This is a genomic window from Pelagibacterium limicola (assembly GCF_015694405.1).
Taxonomy (GTDB): domain Bacteria; phylum Pseudomonadota; class Alphaproteobacteria; order Rhizobiales; family Devosiaceae; genus Pelagibacterium; species Pelagibacterium limicola.
This window is the reverse complement of record NZ_JADQDB010000001.1, coordinates 131416-152477: the sequence shown is the minus strand read 5'-3', so window position 1 is coordinate 152477 and position 21062 is coordinate 131416. Positions and strand designations below refer to the sequence as shown.

Below are 21062 nucleotides of genomic sequence, written 5' to 3'. Positions count from 1 at the left end.
CTCAGGCTTGCCCGTTCCTGTCCGCCGCCGAGGCGGGCTCATGGTGCGGCTTGCAAACCTGTGGGTCCTGCACCGGCGGATGGCCTTCCGGGCAATCATCTTGCTCTGCCTCGTCGGCGCGGGGATAGCCGGCTATATGCTCCGCGATGAATTGCACGAGGGAATAACGATCGTTTCCCATCTCGTCACGGGACAGGTAGCCGAGGCCGGGTTCGGCGTGGCACAAATCGAGATTACGGGGCAGGCCTTGACCCGCGAGGCCGACGTTATCCGCGCACTCGCCATCCGGGACTTTACCAATACGCTGGGGTTGGATGCCGAAGCGGCGCGGTTGCGGATCGAGGAAATCCCGTCGGTCGAAACGGCTACAATCCGCAAGGTCTACCCGGACTCGATTATTGTCACCATTACCGAGAAAGTGCCGGTCGCACGCTGGCGCATCGATGGGCTCACCATGCTGATCGATGCCAAGGGACAGCCGATCGCGCCGGCCGGGTTCGAGAATGGCGAACTGACGCTGGTGATCGGGGAAGGCGCGGGGGACGACGCGCTGGCAATGATTACGCTCATGAACCGGTTTCCCGACCTCAATACCGATCTCGCTGCGCTGAGCAGGATCGCCGACCGGCGTTGGGATCTCATCTACTATACCGGCCTGCGCGTGCAACTGCCCGAACATGGCGTCGTGGCCGCGCTCGAAAAACTCAATCGCTATAATCGCGATCATGAGCTACTCGCACGCGATGTAGACCTGATCGATATGCGAATCCCCCAATATGTGGCTGTACGCCCAACTCCTCGAGATGAAGGCTAAATGATCACCGATGCAATGACAGCGCGGCTGAAGCCAGTACAGCCGGGGCGTTCGAGCCTTGTGACCGTGCTCGACATCGGCTCGACCAAAATGTGCTGCGTGATCGCGCGGCTGGTGCCACGATCCGAGGGCAAAGCGCTCAAGGGCCGCACCCACAAGGCAGAAATCATCGGCTTCGGCTACGGTCCATCCGCAGGCGTCAAGAGCGGCGTGGTGACCGATCTCGAAAAGGCGGAACAGGCAATCCGCTCGGTGGTCGGAATGGCCGAGCGCGCCGCGGGAATTACCGTGCAGTCGGTCATCGTCAACGTGACGGCCGGGCGGCTGGGGTCTGAAACGTTCTCGGCCAGCGTGTCGCTCGATGGGCATGAGGTGGAGGCGTCCGATATTTCCCGGGTGCTGATCGCGGTCAACCAGCGTTCGGTGCGCGACGAGCGTTCGATCGTCCATGCGCTGCCCATCGGCTATGCGCTGGACGGGCAGAAGGGGGTGCGCGATCCGCGCGGCATGGTGGGCGAGACGCTCGGGGTCAACGTCGCGGTGATCAGCGCGGAAACGCTCGCGATGCGCAACATCGAACTGGCGCTCAACCGCTGCCATCTCGAGGTCGAGGCGCTGATGGCGACGCCTTATGCCTCGGGGCTTTCAACGCTGGTCGATGATGAAGCCGATCTTGGCGTGGCCTGCATCGACATGGGCGGGGCGACCACCTCGGTTTCGGTGTTTGCGGAGGGGCATCTGGTCTATGCCGACGCCCTTGCCATCGGAGGACATCACATCACGCTCGATATCGCGCGCCAACTCTCGGTGAGCATGGCGGACGCGGAGCGGCTGAAGACCCTTTACGGATCTTGTCTTTCGGGGCAGGGGGACGAGGCGGACGTCATCACCGTCATGCCGATCGGGGCGACTTCGCACGAGGCGCCGAACTCGATCTCACGCGAAATGCTTACCCGCATCATCCGCCCACGGGTAGAGGAAGTTCTCAACGCGATCCGCGACCGGATGCAGGCGACGGGAATGATGGACATATCCGGGCGGCGGCTGGTCTTGACGGGTGGAGCGTCCGATTTGACGGGCCTGCCGGAACTGGCGCGCCGGATGCTGGCGCGCAATGTGCGTAACGGGCGCCCCTTGGGCATTTCCGGGCTGCCCGAACGCGCGCGGGGGCCTGCCTTTTCGGCGGTCGCCGGAATGCTAGTCTATCCGCAGGTGTGCGGGAACGAATATGTTCGCCCCAAGGCGGTGCGCAAACTCACGGGGTCGGATGGGTATTTTGCCCGGTTGGGAAGCTGGCTCAAGTCGGGGTTCGTTTGAGGCTTTCCCGCACTCGTTCGGCAGGCCCGGCCTCCGCATGAATGCGACGAGCTTTCCTCGTCTGGCCAATTACGAGACGTCGGGCATCCCGTTTTTACCGGACGGTTCCACAGGATCTGTCCGTCCGGCGACCGAAAACCGCAGCGTGTAGTTGTCCAATGTCCCCGGCAGGCGATCTGGCCGCAAACGGCTGGCGTCATGGAGGGCGATGACCATCCTGTTCAAGAGCTCGCGGAGCGCGAAGGATGCGATCATCGGCACAAATTGTGCCGCCGGGCAGATGACGGGGCCATGGCTGAAGGGGACCAGCGCGAGATCGGGGCGCGAGACACGGTTTATCCAGAGCTCGGGGGCGAAAACATGCGCCTGCTCAAACGTTTCGTCGTCACGATGGAAAAACGGAGCATAGATCAGGATGTGGGTGCCGCGATCGATCTGTCCCTCTGCCCATTGCACAGGTTGTGTGGTTTCCCGGAGAATTGCCGGCGTTGTCGGCCACAGGCGCAGGGATTCCAGATAGCAGGCGCGAGTCAAATCGAGCGGAGGAGTGGAGCTTTGTCCCGCTTGGGCGAGTTCCGCACGTACGTCCCGCTCCACGTGCGGGTGGGCCGAGAGCAGCGCAAGGGCGCGAAAACTGGCCATCGCTCCAGGGTCGAAGGCAAAGAGGTATTGCGGCAGTTGATGGTGTGGTTTCTGCTCGGGATCGGTACACGCCCGGGCCATGCGTCCCGCCAGGCTTTCGGGGTCGCCGTGTTCGACATAACGGCTTAGGCGCTTCAGGAGCGCATCGCGCCCGCTGTGATCCTTGGGTCGCAGAAACGCGTAATTGGCGCGATAGCGGAGTTTTTCCAGAAGGTCCGTCAGTTCTGCATCGTCCCTCGCTTCGCGGCCAAGCACAATCCGGCGGACCATACGGTACCACCCGGAAAAGAAGGTGTCCCAATCGAGGGTGCCGCTGGCGAGGGCCTTATTTGAAATCGCTTCCATTTCCTCGGCGACAATGGCGGCAAAACCGGAGGCCATTGGATGCACCGGGCACTGGGGCTCAAGCGTATCGACATTCAGGCGTCGCCGCTTGTCGCGGTCTTCACCTTGCGAGGCGAGGGCAACGTCCGGCTCAAAATGACTAAGTGCCGCGCGCTTTTCGAGAGTTGCCGCCGCGAACGGCTCGGGCGAGCCATCGAGGATGGCGGTTGCATCCTCCGCCGAAAGCACCACCGCTTGCCGCCGGAACGGAATGGGGAGGATCAAGGGGCCCGGTCCGTATTTGCGGCGCAGCTTTTGCATGCGCCGGACCGCCTTGTCGTTGAGCCCGTGTCGTTCGGAATACCCCACCATTTTTCTGCGTCGGACAAGTGGCCCTTTCCCTAACGTCGGCAGGATAACGTCCCGCAGGATCGCGAGCGTATCGGGAATGCTGGCACGCGAAACGGCATGTCGGGAAACGATTTTTGCCGTAGGGTTTGTTTGGTCCATCGGGGCTCCTTGCCGGCGGATGGGTTGCTGCCGCTCATGGAGGGAAGCCCAGTCGCGCGCATCTGGTTCCCTGTCACCGTCGGGCGTTTACATGGGTGGCGATGAAATCGATGACGGTTCTAACCGAGGGAAGCTGGCCCCGTTTGTGGGGCACGAGGAGGGTGGTCGTCACGGTTCCTGCCGTCCACTCAGGGAGGACGCGCGCGAGGTGTCCGCCGTCAATGTGTTCCTGGCAGAACGTGGCAGGAAGGGCAACGATGCCGAGGCCTGACTGCGCGGCGGCGAGAAGCGCGGTGCTTTCGTTAGCGTAATAACGTGGGATCGGACGCACGGAGGTTGCGATACCTTCGTGACCCGTGAGGGACCAGCCGCCGCCGTCGATCTCGGAAATCAGACCGTCATGGGCCGCAAGGTCGTCAGGGAAGAGAGGCGTGCCGCACCGTTCGAGGTAACCGGGCGACGCGACGAGCCAGACCGGATCCGCTGAAAGCCTGTGCTGGACGAGGTCGGAGTCGGGAAGCGGTGAAAAATGGGAGCGGATTGCGATGTCGAAGCCTTCCTTCACGATATCGATCATGCGGTCCGATGTGTGGAGCGCGAGGCGCAGGCGGGGATAGGTGTGGGCCAGTTCGGGCATGATAGGCGCCAGCGTCATCTGAACCACGGGAACCGAGGCGGTGATCCGCACTGTTCCGCTCGGCTCGGCCAACCTGCCCATGATGGTATTTTCGACGGCCTCCGCTTCGATAAGCATGGCGGTGGCATGACGATGAACCTCGGCTCCAAGCTCGGTGACAGCGAAATGACGCGACGTGCGCTGGATCAAGCGGACGTTCATCGCGCGCTCAAGCTCGCCGATCCTTTTGCTCAAGGTCGATTTGGGAATGCTCAGCGCCCGCGAGGCCGGGGCGAAACCGCCATGATCCACGACGCGGACGAACAGGGACAGGTCGTTGAGGTTCAGCATGAGTTATCGTCCATATATGTGGTTGCTCAGTCCCTATCCAAGCCTCTAGGCAACCATCGTTCACATAAACATCTTATCCCACATTGAACCAAACAAGAGAGATTTCGCAATGGATGGGTATGCAGGCAGGAAATGTGTGATCGTGGGCGGCACGCATGGCATGGGGCTAGCGGTGGCGAGGCGGCTGGTCGACGGAGGTGCCGAAGTCATCGTGACCGGTCGTAACCCCGAGAACGTGGCAAAGGCAGCCCAGACGCTGGGACGCCGGGCTCATGCGGTGGCGGCCGATATTACCCGCATGGCGGATATCGAGGCGCTGGCGGAAGCAGTGAACAAAACCTTCGGAGCGGCCGATTTCGTTTTCGCCAATGCCGGGATCGGTATTTTCGAGCTCTTCGAGGCGGTGAATGAAGCGACGTATGACAGGTATTTTGCCACCAACGCCAAAGGCATCTTCTTTGCCGCGCAGCGGCTTGCGCCGCTGGTGCGCAATGGGGGGAGTTTCGTCTTTACAACCGTGACGCCCGGGAATGCGAGCCCCGGACTTGCCGTCTATGCCGGGACGAAGGCGGCGGTGAAGGCCTTCGCCAGGACGATGGCGGTAGAATTGCTCCCGCGCGACATACGCGTCAACATGGTGGCGCCCGGATTCATCGACACGCCAACGCTGGGGATTGCCGATGCGACGCCTGAAGAGCGGGCGGAAATCCACGCAATAGGCGATGCGGCGACGCCGATGAAGCGCCATGGCACGCCGGACGAGGTTGCTAGCGCGGTGCTGTTCCTGGCCTTCGATGCGACATTCACCACCGGGGTCGAATTGCCGGTCGATGGCGGCATCTCGCAGATGGACGCGCCAATGGGAACTGAAGCATGAGCAGAGTTGCAGTCATAGGGTTGGGAGACATGGGATCTGCGTTGGCGCGGGTATTGATCGCCGCGAGGCGGCGACCCCTGCTCTGGAACCGCAGCCCGGAAAGAGCCGCGGCCTTTTCCGGGCTCGATGCCGACATAGCAGGTTCGGCGGCGGAGGCCCTTTCAAGAGCGGCGCTTGTCGTCGTCTGCCTTCTCGACTACCGCGCGGTCCGTGCAGTTCTGGAGCCGGTTTCGGGGTATCTCGACGGCCGCACCGTCATCAACCTCACCAACGGCAAGCCCGAGGAAGCGCGAGAGATGGCCGATTGGGTAGCGGCACGCGGCGGCCGTTATGTCGACGGAGGAATCATGGCCGTACCCGCCATGATCGGCAGCCAGGACGCATTCATCCTCTATTCGGGGTCGACGGCCGGCTTCGACCGGGCCGCTCCTGTGCTTGAGGCGTTCGGGAAATCGCGCTTTCTTGGCCGGGACCCTGGACTGGCCTCCGTCTGTGATCTCGGCTTGCTCAGCGCGATGTATGGCCTGTTCGGCGGGTTTCTGCACGGCGTTGCAATGGCGAGGAGTGGCGGAATCGCCATCGAGGCGTTTACCGAGATGTCCGTTGCCTGGCTGGCGGCGATGGTCGAGGTGCTCCCCGAGATCGGCGCACAGATCGAAAGCGGGGACTATAGCGCGCAAAGCGGCTCCGCTCTCGCCATGCAACTGGTCGGCATTGAAAACATCATGGCTGCCAGCAAGGCACAGGGGATAGATGCGTCGTCACTCGCGCATATGCATACGCTCATGGCGCGCCGCGTGGCCGAGGGGCGTGGCGGCGAAGATATAGCCGGGCTGGTGGAAAGTTTCAGCGCGCCTGTCCGCCAGGCCGGATAGGCGACGGTCCCGGTCAAGCGTAGACCTTGGCCAAAGCGCCGGTGATTTCCGCCATCTGGGCCCGGAAATCCGGCGGCCCCAGTACCTCGGCATCCGCGCCAAAGCGCAGGATGTCGAGGGCTGCATTTTCATATGAGCCCACTGAAAGCGTGACCTGTCGCCAGCCCTCGGCATCGACCGTTGGGGAGATCTCTGCTCCGGCGCGGGCATAGGGCGGCAGGAAGGCGTCCATCATCGCGATGCCACGCGGCGAGAGCCGGATTTCGGCGCGATTGGGATGAAGTCCAGCTTCATAGCGCCGGGTACTTCCGGCCCAATAGGCTTCGAGATCGAAGTCGGCTGGATATTCGAAGCGTTTATCGAGCACGTCCAACTGTCCGATGCGGGATATCCGGTAGGTGCGGGCTCCGCCTCCGTCCCGGGCGACCAGATACCAGACACCGCCCTTGAGGACGATTCCGAGAGGCTCGACCTTTCGCTCCCTCTCGGCTGCCTTGCTCCGGTAGCGCATCCGCAGGGGACGCTCGTTCCACACTGCATCGGCTATCAGCGGGAGGAGGCTCAGGCTTTCGCCCTCGGTGAACCAAGCCGACGCGTCGAGGTGGAAGCGGGCGCGCATCGCGCCGGGGCGCATTTCCGCGGGAAGGGCGGCCAGGAGCTTCTTGCGCGCACTGGCCGCGACGGCGCCAAGCCCGAGATCGGCCGCCTGCCGGGTGAGTCCGGCAAGAAACATGGCTTCGGCCTCTGTGGACGACAGACCGTTTAGGCGAACCCGGTAACCGTCGAGCAGCCGATAGCCGCCGCTGCTCCCGCGCTCGCTGTAGATGGGGATGCCTGCCGCGCTGAGTGCATCGACATCACGATAGATCGTGCGAAGGGAAACCTCGCACTCGTCGGCGAGCGCCTGGGCGGTGACGTGTCCCTTCGCCTGAAGGGTGGTGAGGATGGATAGCAACCGACTTGCGCGCATCCAAAAAGCATAATCGAACCTGACACAAATTGACAGGTATGGCCGCTTACTCTGCGCCTGCACGCCGAAATGGCTGCACGCGGACGCTCATCATCGGACCGAGAGAGAAATATGCCACGCGCCATCCCATACGTGATTATAGGAGCACTCATTGCAATGACCACTGCGACTTCAGCCAGCGAAAAGCTGACCATCGTCAATCCGCCGAACCTCTACGATCCGACGCCCAACGGTTACAGCGCGGCGGTGATCGTGCCGCCCAATGCACGGATAGCCTATGTTTCGGGACAAGGCGGGCAGGACAGCACGGGAGGCCTGTCGCCGGATTTCGCGGCACAGGTCGAACAGGCCTACGCCAATCTGGGTGCGGCGCTCGAAGGGATCGGGGCAACACCCGACCAGGTCGCCAAGTTGACGGTTTTCGTCGTCGATCACGACATGTCAAAACTTGAGGTGTTAACGCCGGCTGTCGTCCGGATGTTCGGCGACACGCTGCCGGCCCAAACCCTGGTTCCGGTTCCCAAGCTGGCGATAGACCCGATGCTCTTTGAGGTCGAGGCCGTGGTCGTTCTTGACAAGGATACGTAAACCGTCGGGCGCGCGGGCAAAAGTTCGCGCGCTCTTATCCCATTTTGGGGAGCCAGAGCGGCACAGGAGCCGCCACGACCGTTTCACCGCGGGGGGAATACGCGGAGGCTCCGAATCGGCTATGCTTAACGAAAGGTGACCGGCCGCATCGGGCTTTTCGCAATTTGCAGCCAGAAGTTAACCGAATCGGCAGCATTGTTAGGGTCCGGTTAACGATTTGAGCGGTACATCTTGGTCATACAGCCACTATGAGGCCAGAGATGACTATCAACCTCCAGATTCCGGGAATTCAAGAACTTAAGCCGAGAATCACCGTCTTTGGCGTCGGTGGTGCAGGCGGGAACGCCGTGAACAACATGATTAACAGCGGGCTCGAGGGGGTCGAGTTCGTTGTGGCCAACACGGATGCCCAGGCGCTTGCGCTCTCTCGCGCGCAGCGGGTGATCCAGCTCGGTGTGGGCGTTACCGAAGGATTGGGCGCGGGTTCGCATCCGGAAGTCGGGCGCGCGGCGGCAGAAGAAAGCTTCGACGAGCTCAACGACCACCTTTCAGGTTCGCACATGGTGTTCATCACCGCGGGCATGGGCGGCGGCACGGGTACGGGTGCGGCGCCTGTCGTGGCGCGTGCGGCGCGCGAGCAGGGAATCCTCACCGTCGGCGTCGTCACCAAGCCCTTCCAGTTCGAGGGTAATCGCCGCATGAAGCTGGCGGACGAGGGGATCGACGAGCTGCATCGGCATGTCGATACGCTGATCGTCATTCCGAATCAGAATCTTTTCAGGGTCGCCAATGAGAAGACCACGTTTGCCGACGCGTTCGCGATGGCTGACGAGGTTCTGTTCTCAGGCGTTGCCTGCATCACCGACCTGATGGTCAAGGAAGGTCTCATCAACCTCGATTTTGCCGACGTGCGCGCCGTGATGCGCGGCATGGGCAAGGCAATGATGGGGACGGGCGAGGCCGAGGGCGAGGACCGTGCGCGTCATGCCGCAGAGGCCGCTATCGCCAATCCGCTGCTCGACGACGTTTCGATGCAGGGTGCCCGAGGGCTCCTGATCTCGATTACCGGCGGCAAGGACATGACGCTTTATGAGGTGGACGAGGCTGCTTCCCGCATCCGCGAAGAAGTGGACTCTGACGCCAATATCATTCTCGGGGCAACTTTCGACGACAGCCTGCAGGGCAAGATTCGCGTTTCGGTGGTTGCCACCGGCACCGATGCGCTGATGGTCCAGGCGCTCGATCCCGTGAAACCCAATGCGAATCGTACGCCCCTTCAGGCGCGTCGCCCTGCGGACCTGCCCGCTCAGCCGCGCCCCGAGGTTGCTGCAAAACCGGCCGTTGCCGCCCATATGAGCGACGACCAGTTCGAAGCTGCCGTAGCGCAGGCAATCAAGAGCGAGCAGGATACCCAGGCCTTCGCCGCCGACCGGGACGAAGATGCGGGGGTGACCATCGAGCCTTACGTGCCGGCGACTCCGGCTCCGCAGCATGTCGAAGAAGCGCCGCGTGCGCAGGATATGCCCGCGCCCAAGCCGTACGTGCCTTCGGGTGCGGAGCGGCCCGTGCTGCAGCGCCGCGTGCCGCGCGCTGAAGATATGCCGCAGATCGCCCGTCAGCAGATGGAGCAGCCGCGCAATGAAGAGCCGCGCAATGCGCGAGCGCTGTTCCGCCGGCTGGCCTCCAACGTGGGTCTCAACCTGGGTGCTGAGGCCGAACCCGCCGTTGAGCAGCGGGTGCAGCCCGATTTCGATGACGCCGCTGCGCGTTCGGCGATCGAAGCGGCCGCGCCGCGTCCCGCGCCCTCGCGTGCCCCGGAAGGGGCGGCTGGGCAGCTCGATGCGCACGGGCGTTCCCCGTCGGTACGGCCGCAGCCCAAGGAGCAGCTTGAAATCCCGGCGTTCCTCAAACGCCACGGTTAAGCCTAAAATTCTGTTCATCGTAGATAACGGTCCGGCGAGGCTTTTCCGCCGGACCGTTTTTCGTTAGTAAGGCGGGGCGTCAACTGGCCGATCCCGCCGGGAGCATTTATGAAGAATTACGCCGTGCGCCAAAGCACGCTATCCCGTCCGGTCGAGTTTTCCGGTATCGGCGTCCACAATGGCAGGCCTTCACGCCTTGTGATCGAGCCCGGTGCTATCGATACCGGCTACCGCCTAGCCCGCCGCTTCGAAGACGGGAGCGTTAGCGAACCCCAGAGGATCGATTTTTCCCGCGTCAGCCGAACCTCGCTGTGCACGGTGATCGATCTGGGCAACTCCATCCATGTGGCAACGGTCGAGCATGTGCTCGCCGCGCTCAACGGGCTCGGCATCGATAACGCGCTAATCATCGTCGAGGGTGAGGAATGCCCGATACTGGATGGAAGTGCGCGCCCGTTCGTGGACGCGTTGCTGTCCGTAGGGGTCTCGGTGCAGCCTCCTCGCAAGAAATTCCTGCGTATCCTCCGCACGGTCACCGTGCGCGACAATGACGCCTTTGCCATGCTCGAGCCCTATAACGGGCGGTGCTTCGACGTGGAAATCGATTTCAACAGCAAGGTGATCGGCCGCCAGCGGATGATCCTGGACTGGTCGCCGCGCAAGTTCGAAGAGGACGTGGCAGGTGCGCGCACGTTCGGATTCGTCGCGCAGGCCAAGGTCCTGAGGCAGGCTGGTTATGCACTTGGCTCGAGCCTCGAGAACTCGATCGCCATCGATGTGGACAAGATTGCCAATCCGGACGGGCTGCGCTTTCACGATGAATTCGTGCGCCACAAGCTGCTCGATGCTATCGGGGACCTGGCGCTGGCAGGGTACCCGATTTATGGGCGCTTCAAATCCTATAAAGGTGGTCACGCGCTCAACGCTTTGGTGCTCACGTCACTGTTTGCCAGCGAGCAGAATTACGAATATGTCGAGGCGGACGTATTGCCGCTGGAAATGGATGCCTTGTCGGACGTACCCGAGAGGCTCGAAATTCAGCCCTACTTGCGTTCGATCGGCTGAAGGGCGATAACCCGTCACAGTTTTGAACAATTTGCCCGGTAGCGGGTGGGCGGATAGTACGGACGCCCTATTGGGCCAAAGCGGCGAGGATCGGACAGTTGGCAGTAAGCAATTCCAGAGTGATGTCCCCAGGAACGGCTATCCGGCTGGCCGCGGCCGTTATGCTTCTCGCCGTCGTTGCGGCCTGCTCGCCTTTTGGCCTTTTTGCCAAGGGGGTCGAGGAAGAGCCTATTGTGCCCGCCGAAGATCTTTACTCGACTGCGCTCAACCATATGGAGAACAATCGCTATAACTCTGCGATTGAAAACCTCGAAAAACTCGAGCGCCAGCATCCCTATTCCACCTATGACGAGCGCGCCAAGGTGATGCTCACTTTCGCCAATTTCCGGATCGGGAAATTCCCGCAGGCCGCTCTGGCCGCAGACCGGTTCCTTGCCGTTTACCCCAGTTCGGCTGAGGCGCCCTATATCCTCTTCCTCAAGGGCAGCGCCTATTACAACCAGCTCACCGATACGACGCGCGACCAGGAAACGGCGCGCGATGCCATCGAGACGTTCCAGCTTCTGATATCGAGCCATCCCAGGAGCCGTTACGCCGACGAAGCGCGTCCGATGATGGCGGTGGCGCGCGACCAGCTTGCGGGCAAGGAGATGTCGGTCGGGCGCTATTATCTCGGCAATGGCCAGTATACCGCCGCGATCAACCGCTTCCGCGAAGTGGTTGAGAATCACCAGACATCGACCCATGTCGAAGAGGCGCTTTATCGCCTGATCGAAGGCTATCTCAAGCTTGGCCTGGTCGCCGAGGCCCAGACGGCCGGTGCGGTGCTCGGGACCAACTACCCGACCAGCGAATGGTACGATCGCGGCTTCCGCCTGCTCCAGCAGCAGGGTGTTTCCCCGCAGATGCTTGCCGGCAACTGGCTCTCGAACCGGGCTTGATTCACAAGCCGCCGTGTTAAGGCCCTAGCGCCTTGACCGGGAAAAATGTTCCTGTATTGTTCCTGCGATGGAATCGGAGGGCATGGGAGCCGGGTGGGCGATGCTGAGCGCGCTATCGGTCCGTAACATCGTTCTTATCGATCAGCTCGATCTTGCGTTCGAGCGGGGCATGACCGTACTGACTGGCGAGACCGGGGCGGGCAAGTCCATCCTGCTCGATGCGCTGACCCTTGCGCTGGGCGGCAGGGGAGACGCGGCGCTCGTGCGCGAAGGCGCGGAAAGCGGGCAGGTGGTTGCTGTTCTACACTTGCCGGAGGACCATCCCGCGCGGATTCTTTTGCGTCAAAACGAAGTGTCTGACGATGCCGAAATCATATTGCGGCGCGTGCAGCACGCGGATGGACGAACGCGGGCCTTCATTAACGATCAGCCTGTTTCGGCAGGGCTTTTGAAATCGGTCGGCGCGCTTCTGGTCGAGGTGCATGGGCAGCATGATGACCGTGCGCTGGTCGATACGGCAACGCACCGGGCGTTGCTGGATTCGTTCGGGGGGTATGACGCCGAACTCAAGGCCGTCGGTGAGGCTTCCTCTATGCTGACGGCGGCGGAGAAGGCGGTGGATGCGCAGCGCTTGCGGGTCGAGAAGGCGGCACGGGACGAAGATTATGCCCGGCATATCGTCGAGGAACTCACGGCGCTCAAACCCGAGCCGGGCGAAGAGACGACGCTTTCAGAACGCCGGCAATGGTTGATGGGGCTCGAAAAGGCGGCGGGCGAAGTGGCCGATGCCGAGGAGATCCTGAACGGGAACAATGCGCCGGGGCCATCCCTGGCGCTGCTGTTGCGGCGGATCACGCGCAAGCCCGAGGGTGAGGCGGCGCTGTTCGCACCAATGGCTGAGGCGCTCGATGCGGCGCTGGTCGCGCTCGATACCGCCAATGAGGCGCTCGATGCCATCCGCCGGGAAATGGCGTTCGATCCGCGCGAACTCGAGCAGGTCGAAGAGCGGCTGTTTGCCTTGCGGGCGGCGGCGCGCAAGCATCAGGTCGAATGCGACGAGTTGCCCGACGTGCTGGCGCGGTACGCGGCGGAAATCGAAGCGCTGGAATCGGGGGGCGAACTGCTCGCCAAGCTTGAGGCGGAACGGGCCGCGACCCATGCAGCCTATATCGAGGCCGCGCGGGCTTTGAGCGCCGTGCGCGCCCGAGCGGCCAAGGCGCTGGGCAAGGCGGTAGAGGCCGAGTTGCCCGATCTCAAGCTGGGAGCGGCGCGTTTTATCGTTGATCAGCAGGTCGATGAGTTGCGGGTTGCCTCGAGCGGGTTCGACCAGATCGCGTTCCATGTACAGACCAATCCCGGCACGACGGCGGGACCGATGATGAAGGTGGCTTCGGGGGGCGAGCTTTCGCGCTTCCTCTTGGCCCTCAAGGTGGTACTAGCCGACAAGGGCTCGGTGCCCGTGCTGGTGTTCGACGAAATCGATACCGGCGTGGGCGGGGCGGTGGCGGACGCCATCGGCAAGCGACTGGCGCGTTTGGCGCGGGTCGTCCAGGTGCTGACGGTGACCCATGCTCCACAGGTGGCAGCGCGGGCGGCCACACACCTGCTCATCGAAAAGCAGGCGGTCGAGGAGGGGGCATTCATGCGTACGCATGTTCGCCCGCTTGACGATTTCGCACGGAGCGAGGAAGTTGCCCGCATGCTGGCTGGTGCGCGGATTACCGAGGAGGCGCGCGCGGCGGCCAAGCGCCTGATGAGTGAAGTCGCCGGGTAGAGGCTGTTGCAATGAGTGCCGAAGATGAGGTTTCCGCTTTGCCGCTGGAAGATGCCAAGGCGGAGCTGGATCGGCTGCATGCGTTGATCGAGCGCGCCGACAAGGCGTATTTCCAGAAGGACGCGCCGGAAATCTCAGATGCCGACTATGACGCTGCCAAACGGCGCTATATTGCCATCGAGACGGAATTTCCCGAGCTTCGGCGCCCCGATTCGCTTGCCGAACGCGTGGGCGCGCCACCCGCCGAGGGCTTTGCCAAGGTGCGGCACGCAGTGCCGATGCTCTCGCTCTCCAATGCGTTCGATGATCAGGACGTCGCGGACTTCGTCGCGCGTGCACGGAAATTCTTTGAACGCGACAAGGGTCTCGAACTCGCCTTTACAGCCGAACCCAAGATCGACGGGCTATCGGCCTCGCTGCGCTATGAGAGGGGCGTCTATGTGCGCGGGGCGACGCGGGGGGATGGCACGGAGGGCGAGGACATCACCGAGAACCTGCGGACCATAGGCGACATCCCGAACCGGCTTGCCGGTAGTGGCTGGCCGGATGTGCTGGAGGTTCGGGGCGAGGTTTACATGACCCACGCCGATTTTGCCGCGCTCAAGGCGCGCTCAGCGGCGGAGGGCGGGCAGGATTACGTCAATCCGCGCAACACCGCCGCCGGCTCGTTGCGCCAGAAGGATGCTTCGGTCACCGCCAGCCGGAACCTGAAATTCTTTGCATATGGCTGGGGGGAGATCAGTGCACCGATTGCGCCGACGCAATATGACTCCGTGCGGCAGTTCGGCGACTGGGGGTTCGTCGTCAACGATCTGATGATGCGCACATCCAGCGTCGAGGCGATGCTCGAGCATTATCGGACCATCGAGGCCCAGCGTGCGACACTGGGCTACGACATCGACGGCGTGGTCTACAAGCTCGACAGGCTCGATTTGCAGCAGCGCTGGGGCTTTGTCGCGCGCGCACCGCGCTGGGCAATTGCGCACAAATTTCCCGCCGAACAGGCGACGACGATCCTCAACGATATCGATATCCAGGTCGGACGGACCGGCACGCTGACCCCGGTCGCGCGGTTGCAGCCGGTGACGGTGGGCGGCGTGGTGGTCGAGAATGCAACGCTCCACAACGAGGATTATATCGCAGGGCGGGACAGCACCGGTGCATCTATTCGCGATGGAAACGACATCCGCATTGGCGACACGGTGATCGTGCAGAGGGCAGGGGATGTAATCCCGCAAATCGTTGCGGTCTTGCTCGACAAGCGCCCGGCCGACGCTGTGCCCTATGAGTTCCGAACGACATGTCCGGTTTGCGGGTCGGAAGCGGTGCGCGAGGTCAACCCCAAGACCGGCAAGCTCGATGCGCGGCGGCGCTGCACGGGGGAGTTGATCTGCCCGGCGCAATCGGTCGAGCAGCTCAAGCATTTCGTCTCGCGCAACGCTCTCGATATCGAGGGGCTGGGCGAAAAGCAGATCGCGGCGTTCCACGCTGACGGAAGGGTTACTCAGCCTGCCGATATCTTCACGCTCGCCAGACGCGACGCCGAAAGCCTCAAAAAGCTCAAGGACCAGGAGGGCTGGGGCGAAACGTCGGTCAAGAAGCTGTTTGCGGCGATCGATGCGCGGCGCGCACCCGAGCTTGACCGCTTCATCTTCGCGCTCGGCATCCGCCATGTGGGAGAGACGACAGCGGCAATGTTTGCCAAGGCGTTCGGGACGTTCGCGGCGTTCCGTGACACAGCCTACAAGGCGGGCAATGGCGACGAGGAAGCCTACGGCGCGCTGGTGGGGATTGACGGGATCGGAGACACGGTGGTGCAGTCGGTCGCTTCGTTCTTTGCCAATGAGCGCAACGAAAAAGCCATCGACGCCCTGCTCGCCGAGGTGACTCCCAGATCATACGTGGTGACGGTTGCGGCGGACAGCCAGGTGGCGGGGAAGACGGTCGTCTTTACCGGCACTCTGGAGCGGATGACACGGACGGAGGCCAAGGCAATGGCTGAACGGCTGGGGGCCAAGGTGGCGGGATCGGTTTCGGCCAAGACGGACCTCGTGGTCGCCGGGCCCGGTGCGGGCAGCAAGCTCAAGCAGGCTGAAAGCCTTGGTATTGCCGTTATCTCGGAAGACGAATGGTTCGATCTGACGGGCCAATCCTAAAGCCCGAGCCTGGGGGACGTATGATGAGGGCAATCTTTGCCACGGGATTTGCAGTGCTCGCACTAGCAGGGCCTTCGCAGGCGCAGTCTGGCGCAGATCAATTGCGCGATTTTCTTTATGAAGGACGGATTGCCGAGGGGATCGAGACCTTTGGCACACGGACGGAGGATCCTGAGGCCGCGTTCGGTCTCGGATTTCTGACGTTCGTTTCCGGCGTCGAGGGGCTGGCCGGAGCGTTTCACCGGCATGGGTTCGATCCCGAACGCGGGATCGCCACCTCGCCGCTCCTGGGAATGCCCTCGACAGCGCAACGCCGGAGCGAGCCGGATCAGATATCCTACGGCGCATTTCGCGACTATCTCGAGGCGTTCGTCGCCAGGATGGACGAGGCGCATGATCTGTTGCTCGCCGCTTCGGAAGATACGGGATTTGCCGTGGAGATCGACATCATGCGCATCCGCATCGACATCGATGGCGACGGAGAGGCGGGCGAGACGGAGTCCATTGGCGCTTTTCTAGCGCAAGCTTCGGGCATGCCGCCCGAATTTGGACTGGAGGGCGCGCTTGATGAAATTCCCGACGCGAGATTTGCCTTTGACGCAGCGGATGCAATCTGGCTGGCTGGTTATTCGCAGGTGCTGGCGTTCCACGCCGATTTCCTTCTGGCGCACGATTTCGGAGATTTTTTCACGGCCGTCATGCACCGCTTCTTTCCGGGCGCCGGGCTGCCGATGGAGGATCACCGGCCCTCGGGAAGCCTATTCATGGATCGCGACAGCGACGTGTTGATCGCCGATGCTATCGCAGCGATCCACACGCTCAACTGGCCGGTGACCGACCGGGAACGACTGCTGCACGCGCAGGACCGCGCGTTGGCCGTCATCGCCTTGTCACGCCGGAATTGGGAGGCAATTCTGGCGGAAACCGATGACAATCTCGAATTCATCCCCTCGCCCTACCAGACGCCGGTGCATGAGGAGATGGTCGTAACCAAGGCCATGGTATCGGCCTGGCACGAAGCGCTCGATTCCGCCGAGCGGATATTGACGGGCGATCTGTTGCTCCCGCACTGGCGGTTCGCCAATCTCGGATTCGATCTCAACCGCTATTTCGAAACAGCCGAGCGCACCGATCTTGTTCTTATTCTGACCGGGTACGACGCGCGGCCATTCATGCGTGAGGGCAAAATCGCCAGCGCAGAGGATTTTGCGCTGGCCAACGACGTCTTCGGCGATGCGATCTGGGGCTATATGTTCTGGTTCAACTAGGGAGTTCCGAAGCCAGCAATCGGGTTCCGGTTTCCCAGACGATTTCGGCGATGGAACGGAAGAGGGCCTGGTAGGGCGATCCGGTTCGCCACACAAGCCGGAGGACGCGCGAAGCGCCCGGCGGCGCGAGTTGCAGGAATCGGATGCGTTGGTCGTCCATCTCACGCCGCAGGCTAATGGCGGGGAGCAGGGTGACGCCATATCCTGCCGCCACCAGTTCGAGAATCGTCGTCAGCGAAGTCGCTGCAAAGCGGCGGCCACGCGTTTGGGTGCTGAGGGCGCAGGCATCAAGCATCTGGTCGCGCAGGCAATGGCCTTCTTCGAGCAGCAGAAAGCGGCTGTCGGGCAAGCTGGCGAGATCGATCGGATCCAGGAGGTCCGAATCGCTGGGGGCGGCGAGAACGAAGGGGTCGGAGAACAGCGTTGCGGTTTCAAAGCTTGATGATGGCGGCGGCGTTCCGAGCAGGGCGAGGTCGAGTTCACCTTCGGAAAGTCCATCGAGCAGCCGGTCGGTTTTGCCCTCGCTCACTGAAAAGCGCGTTTCCGGAACGCCTGCCGTGAGGGCGGGCAGAATACCGGGCAGGAGATAGGGCGCGACAGTGGGGATAAGCCCGAAGCGCAGCGGACGCGCAGGATGGCCTGCTGCCATGTCGACAAAACTCTCCAGATCCTGGGCTGCACTCAACACCCGGCTGGCATGGGCGAGAAAATCACGGCCGAACGGTGTTACGCGTATGGACTTGCCCTGCCGGTCGAAGATGGGAGCGCCGCAGCGGTCCTCGAGTAGTTTGATCTGCTGGGACAGGGCCGGTTGAGTCACATGGCACCGGGTCGCCGCACGACCAAAATGAGCCTCTTCGGCGATGATTTGCGCGTATTGGAGCTGCCTGAAGGAGATCGTGAGCATCGGGACGGCCAGTCTAATTTGATAAGTTGATCTTATCCAATATGTCAGTTTTATCAATTTGAATGATCGACTGATGGTCGCTATAAGCGACTCGGTTTTGGGAACGTGTCGGGATTGATCCGGCGGCCCGCTTTCCTGTCGCTTTGCCGAATTACGGCTCTCGCCTGGCGGAGAGCGCATGGGGCGCGAGTGGATCCAGAATCGCACGAGCCTACGAGAATCGGGACAAACTGGAGGCCTCATGTCCGACGACAAGACGATGACCACGAGCGCGGGCGCGCCCATCGCAGATAACCAGAATTCGATGACCGCCGGGCCGCGTGGTCCGGTGTTGATGCAGGATTATCAGCTGATCGAGAAACTGGCGCATCAGAACCGCGAGCGCATTCCTGAGCGCGTGGTGCATGCCAAGGGCTGGGGTGCTTACGGCACGTTGAGGATCACCGGTGACATCTCGAAATATACGCGCGCCAAGGCGTTGCAGCCCGGCGCGGAGACGCCCCTGATCCTGCGTTTTTCCACCGTCGCGGGTGAACTGGGTGCGGCGGACGCCGAGCGCGACGTGCGCGGCTTTGCCATCAAGTTCTATACCGAAGAGGGCAACTGGGACCTGGTGGGCAACAACACGCCGGTGTTTTTCGTGCGTGATCCGCTTAAGTTCCCCGATTTCATCCACACCCAGAAACGGCACCCCCGGACCAATCTGCGCTCGGCCACGGCGATGTGGGATTTCTGGTCGCTTTCGCCGGAAAGTCTGCATCAGGTGACAATCCTGATGAGCGACCGCGGCCTGCCGGTGGCGCCCATGTTCATGAACGGATATGGTAGCCACACCTATTCGTTCTGGAATGACAGCGGCGAGCGGTACTGGGTGAAGTTCCATTTCAAGACCCGGCAGGGCCACAAGGTCTATACCAATGAAGAGGCCGAGCAGGTTATCGGCAGGACCCGCGAGAGCTATCAGGAAGAGCTTTTCGGTGCCATCGAGCGGGGCGAATATCCGCAATGGACGGTGCAGGTGCAAATCATGCCCGAAACCGATGCAGAAAAAACGCCCTACAATCCGTTCGACCTTACCAAGGTCTGGCCGCACGGTGACTATCCCCCCATCGAAATCGGCGTCCTGGAACTTAACCGCAATCCGGACAACTACTTTGCCGAGATCGAGCAGGTTGCGATGTCGCCGTCCAATATCGTTCCGGGCATCGGGCATTCGCCCGACAAGATGCTGCAAGCGCGGGTATTCTCCTATGCGGACGCCCATCGCTACCGGCTGGGCACGCATTACGAGGCGTTGCCGGTCAACGCCCCCAAGTGCCCCGTGCACCACTACCACAAGGACGGCCAGATGAATTTCTTTGGCCACAAGTCCACAAGCGCCGACGCCTATTACGAGCCCAACAGCTTTGGCGGGCCGAAGGAAGATCCGTCGGTCAAGGAGCCGCCCCTCAAGATTTCGGGCGTTGCCGACCGGTACAACCACCGCGAAGGTAACGACGATTTCAGCCAGCCGCGGGCGCTGTTCAACCTCTTCGACGAAGGGCAGAAGCGGCGGTTGTTCGCCAATATCGCTGCGGCGATGGGCGGCGTGCCCGACGAGATCGTCGAGCGCCAGTGCAAGTTGTTCGACCAGGTCCATCCAGAGTATGGCGCTGGTGTTCGAGCAGCAGTGGCTGCCGGTAAGCAGGAACGTCCGGCGGCGATTTCCGCGGCGGAATAAGCTTTCTGCCTATTCTCGCGTTCCTAATGCGATCAGCCCGGTGCGGAGCGTCCGCGCCGGGCTTTTTTGCGTTTGTCGACTTGGCTTTGGAGGCTCTTTTTTCCACCGGCTTTCGATTAGTTCGCTTTTTAATCAAACTGCGCGTGTTGCGTTCAATGGAAAGCTATACCCATCTGCGAGTTTGGGGCCACTGATGCGGCAGTGAAGCCGGGGAGACGGGACAAATGCAGGAAGCCGGAGAAGGCGTACGCGCATTCGCGAATTTCAGGGTGCTCAACGGCGAAGCCGATGCTGCCGAGCGCGATCACCTGATCCGCAATCTGGCGCAGTTGTTTTCGTATGTTTCGGACCGCTGCGATGACGAACAGGTTGCGCAGTACGACGAGGTGCTCTGCCAACTTGCCGACATCGTCGAGGTCGAAGCGCGAGCGCATGTAGCAAAGCTGATCGCTCCCCTGGCGCGAGCGCCGGGGTCAGCGGTCCTCAAACTCGCCAATGACGTGATCGAGGTTGCGGCTCCGCTCCTCCAATTTTCAAGCGTCCTGTCCGACGACGATCTTATCGAAATCGCCGAACACCAAAGCGAAGCCCACAGAGTGGCCATCGCAAGCCGCAAAGGGCTCGCTGGCCGGGTCGGTGAGGCGATTGCCGAACACGGGCAAGAGCCCTCGGTTACCCGGCTCTTGCGCAATCAAGAAGCCGAACTCACCCACAAGGTGGTCGAGCGCATTGCTCTGCTTGCCGCAGAAAACGGAGTGCTGGCCAACGATCTGCGCGGCCGCGCCGATATCGATTGGGCTGAGGTTCGCTCCGAAATCAGCCAGGTTGGCGCACAGGCCCTTGAAAGCCTCGGCCTCCTGGTGCGCAGCAATGACAACGAGGGCACGGCCAATCGGGTCCAGGCCGTCGTTTACAACCGGATCAAGAACCGCGCCGGTTTTTCCGCGGACGAGTGGAAACTGGGCTGGAATCAGGTCAAGGCACTGGCCGATCGCCGTCGCTTCGATCTCAAGGCTCTCTATCGTTTCACGCGTTTCGGCTACGGGCACCATACCGCCGCAGGTCTCACCATGCTGCTTGAAGTGCGACCGGAGATCTTTGTCAAATGGCTGGCGATGCAGGACTATGTTGCAGTTACCGTGGCGTCCAAAGCCATTGGGCTCGATCCTGAGCTTTTCGAGGCCGTCATAGCCGTGCTGCCTTGGCGAGACATGCCCAGCCGGCTCGACATTGAGAACGTGAGGCGCCGGTTCGAGGCGCTGAGTGAAGACGAGGCGTCCGGTATTTTCGAGCTCTGGCGTTCGCATTCCTTCCGCCGTCGCGTGGGAGAAGACGCGGTCGCCTGATTTTCCAAGGCGCTTATGAAGTCAGTTATTGCAGCCCGCAGAGGTGAAATTCGCTTCTGCGGGCGATTTTTTGCCGCGT

The 21062-nt window shown here is 62.0% G+C and carries 17 protein-coding genes; 13 read left to right on the top strand and 4 right to left on the bottom strand.

What is annotated here, in order from left to right:
* Nucleotides 1-40 precede the first annotated feature (40 nt).
* Together I2G20_RS00750 and ftsA are read left to right on the top strand one after the other, a co-directional pair.
* Nucleotides 41-814, top strand: coding sequence for a cell division protein FtsQ/DivIB (locus I2G20_RS00750; protein ID WP_196257771.1), 774 nt, complete (start codon nucleotides 41-43; stop codon nucleotides 812-814).
* Nucleotides 815-2131 (top strand): cell division protein FtsA, encoded by a 1317-nt coding sequence (ftsA, locus tag I2G20_RS00745; protein WP_196257770.1) that lies wholly within the window; start codon nucleotides 815-817, stop codon nucleotides 2129-2131.
* Nucleotides 2132-2200: 69 nt separating this feature from the next.
* Here the strand turns inward: ftsA and I2G20_RS00740 are convergent, their stop codons facing one another.
* Entirely contained in the window at nucleotides 2201-3607 is a 1407-nt protein-coding gene (locus I2G20_RS00740; RefSeq protein WP_196257769.1) for a cytochrome P450, read from the bottom strand.
* A gap of 73 nt (nucleotides 3608-3680) precedes the next feature.
* Nucleotides 3681-4574: a LysR substrate-binding domain-containing protein gene (locus I2G20_RS00735; RefSeq protein ID WP_196257768.1), complete on the bottom strand. Its 894-nt coding sequence runs from the start codon at nucleotides 4572-4574 to the stop codon at nucleotides 3681-3683.
* A gap of 109 nt (nucleotides 4575-4683) precedes the next feature.
* Between I2G20_RS00735 and I2G20_RS00730 the strand changes: the two genes are divergently transcribed.
* Together I2G20_RS00730 and I2G20_RS00725 are read left to right on the top strand one after the other, a co-directional pair.
* Nucleotides 4684-5451: an SDR family NAD(P)-dependent oxidoreductase gene (locus tag I2G20_RS00730; RefSeq protein ID WP_196257767.1), complete on the top strand. Its 768-nt coding sequence runs from the start codon at nucleotides 4684-4686 to the stop codon at nucleotides 5449-5451.
* Nucleotides 5448-6326, top strand: coding sequence for an NAD(P)-dependent oxidoreductase (locus I2G20_RS00725; protein ID WP_196257766.1), 879 nt, complete (start codon nucleotides 5448-5450; stop codon nucleotides 6324-6326). Before I2G20_RS00730 ends, I2G20_RS00725 begins: the two co-directional genes overlap by 4 nt.
* A gap of 13 nt (nucleotides 6327-6339) precedes the next feature.
* On the opposite strand, the gene I2G20_RS00720 is transcribed toward I2G20_RS00725, so the two are convergent.
* Nucleotides 6340-7281, bottom strand: coding sequence for a helix-turn-helix transcriptional regulator (locus I2G20_RS00720; RefSeq protein ID WP_343070284.1), 942 nt, complete (start codon nucleotides 7279-7281; stop codon nucleotides 6340-6342).
* A 126-nt stretch (nucleotides 7282-7407) separates the two neighbouring features.
* Between I2G20_RS00720 and I2G20_RS00715 the strand changes: the two genes are divergently transcribed.
* The 7 genes from I2G20_RS00715 (at nucleotide 7408) to I2G20_RS00685 (ending at nucleotide 17010) form a co-directional block, all read left to right on the top strand.
* The gene (locus I2G20_RS00715) at nucleotides 7408-7884 is read left to right on the top strand and encodes a RidA family protein (protein ID WP_196257764.1); all 477 of its coding nucleotides are present in this window, start codon (nucleotides 7408-7410) and stop codon (nucleotides 7882-7884) included.
* A gap of 260 nt (nucleotides 7885-8144) precedes the next feature.
* Nucleotides 8145-9806 (top strand): cell division protein FtsZ, encoded by a 1662-nt coding sequence (gene ftsZ, locus I2G20_RS00710; RefSeq protein WP_196257763.1) that lies wholly within the window; start codon nucleotides 8145-8147, stop codon nucleotides 9804-9806.
* Between the two features lie 108 nt (nucleotides 9807-9914).
* Entirely contained in the window at nucleotides 9915-10871 is a 957-nt protein-coding gene (gene lpxC, locus I2G20_RS00705; protein ID WP_196257762.1) for a UDP-3-O-acyl-N-acetylglucosamine deacetylase, read from the top strand.
* Between the two features lie 122 nt (nucleotides 10872-10993).
* On the top strand, nucleotides 10994-11812 hold the full coding sequence (locus I2G20_RS00700; RefSeq protein WP_196257761.1) for an outer membrane protein assembly factor BamD: 819 nt from the start codon (nucleotides 10994-10996) through the stop codon (nucleotides 11810-11812).
* 100 nt (nucleotides 11813-11912) lie between these two features.
* Nucleotides 11913-13586 (top strand): DNA repair protein RecN, encoded by a 1674-nt coding sequence (recN, locus tag I2G20_RS00695; protein ID WP_196258178.1) that lies wholly within the window; start codon nucleotides 11913-11915, stop codon nucleotides 13584-13586.
* A gap of 11 nt (nucleotides 13587-13597) precedes the next feature.
* On the top strand, nucleotides 13598-15742 hold the full coding sequence (gene ligA / locus I2G20_RS00690; protein ID WP_196257760.1) for an NAD-dependent DNA ligase LigA: 2145 nt from the start codon (nucleotides 13598-13600) through the stop codon (nucleotides 15740-15742).
* A 20-nt stretch (nucleotides 15743-15762) separates the two neighbouring features.
* Nucleotides 15763-17010 carry a hypothetical protein gene (locus I2G20_RS00685; protein WP_196257759.1) on the top strand — a complete coding sequence of 416 codons (1248 nt, stop codon included), beginning with the start codon at nucleotides 15763-15765 and terminating at the stop codon, nucleotides 17008-17010.
* Here the strand turns inward: I2G20_RS00685 and I2G20_RS00680 are convergent.
* Nucleotides 17003-17917: a hydrogen peroxide-inducible genes activator gene (locus I2G20_RS00680; RefSeq protein WP_196257758.1), complete on the bottom strand. Its 915-nt coding sequence runs from the start codon at nucleotides 17915-17917 to the stop codon at nucleotides 17003-17005. The two genes, I2G20_RS00685 and I2G20_RS00680, sit on opposite strands and share 8 nt — an antisense overlap.
* Before the next feature lie 241 nt (nucleotides 17918-18158).
* Here I2G20_RS00680 and I2G20_RS00675 point away from each other — a divergent pair, with 241 nt between their 5' ends.
* The gene (locus I2G20_RS00675; RefSeq protein WP_196257757.1) at nucleotides 18159-19637 is read left to right on the top strand and encodes a catalase; all 1479 of its coding nucleotides are present in this window, start codon (nucleotides 18159-18161) and stop codon (nucleotides 19635-19637) included.
* A gap of 224 nt (nucleotides 19638-19861) precedes the next feature.
* The gene (locus tag I2G20_RS00670) at nucleotides 19862-20983 is read left to right on the top strand and encodes a DUF2336 domain-containing protein (RefSeq protein WP_196257756.1); all 1122 of its coding nucleotides are present in this window, start codon (nucleotides 19862-19864) and stop codon (nucleotides 20981-20983) included.
* The last annotated feature ends 79 nt before the right edge of the window (nucleotides 20984-21062 follow it).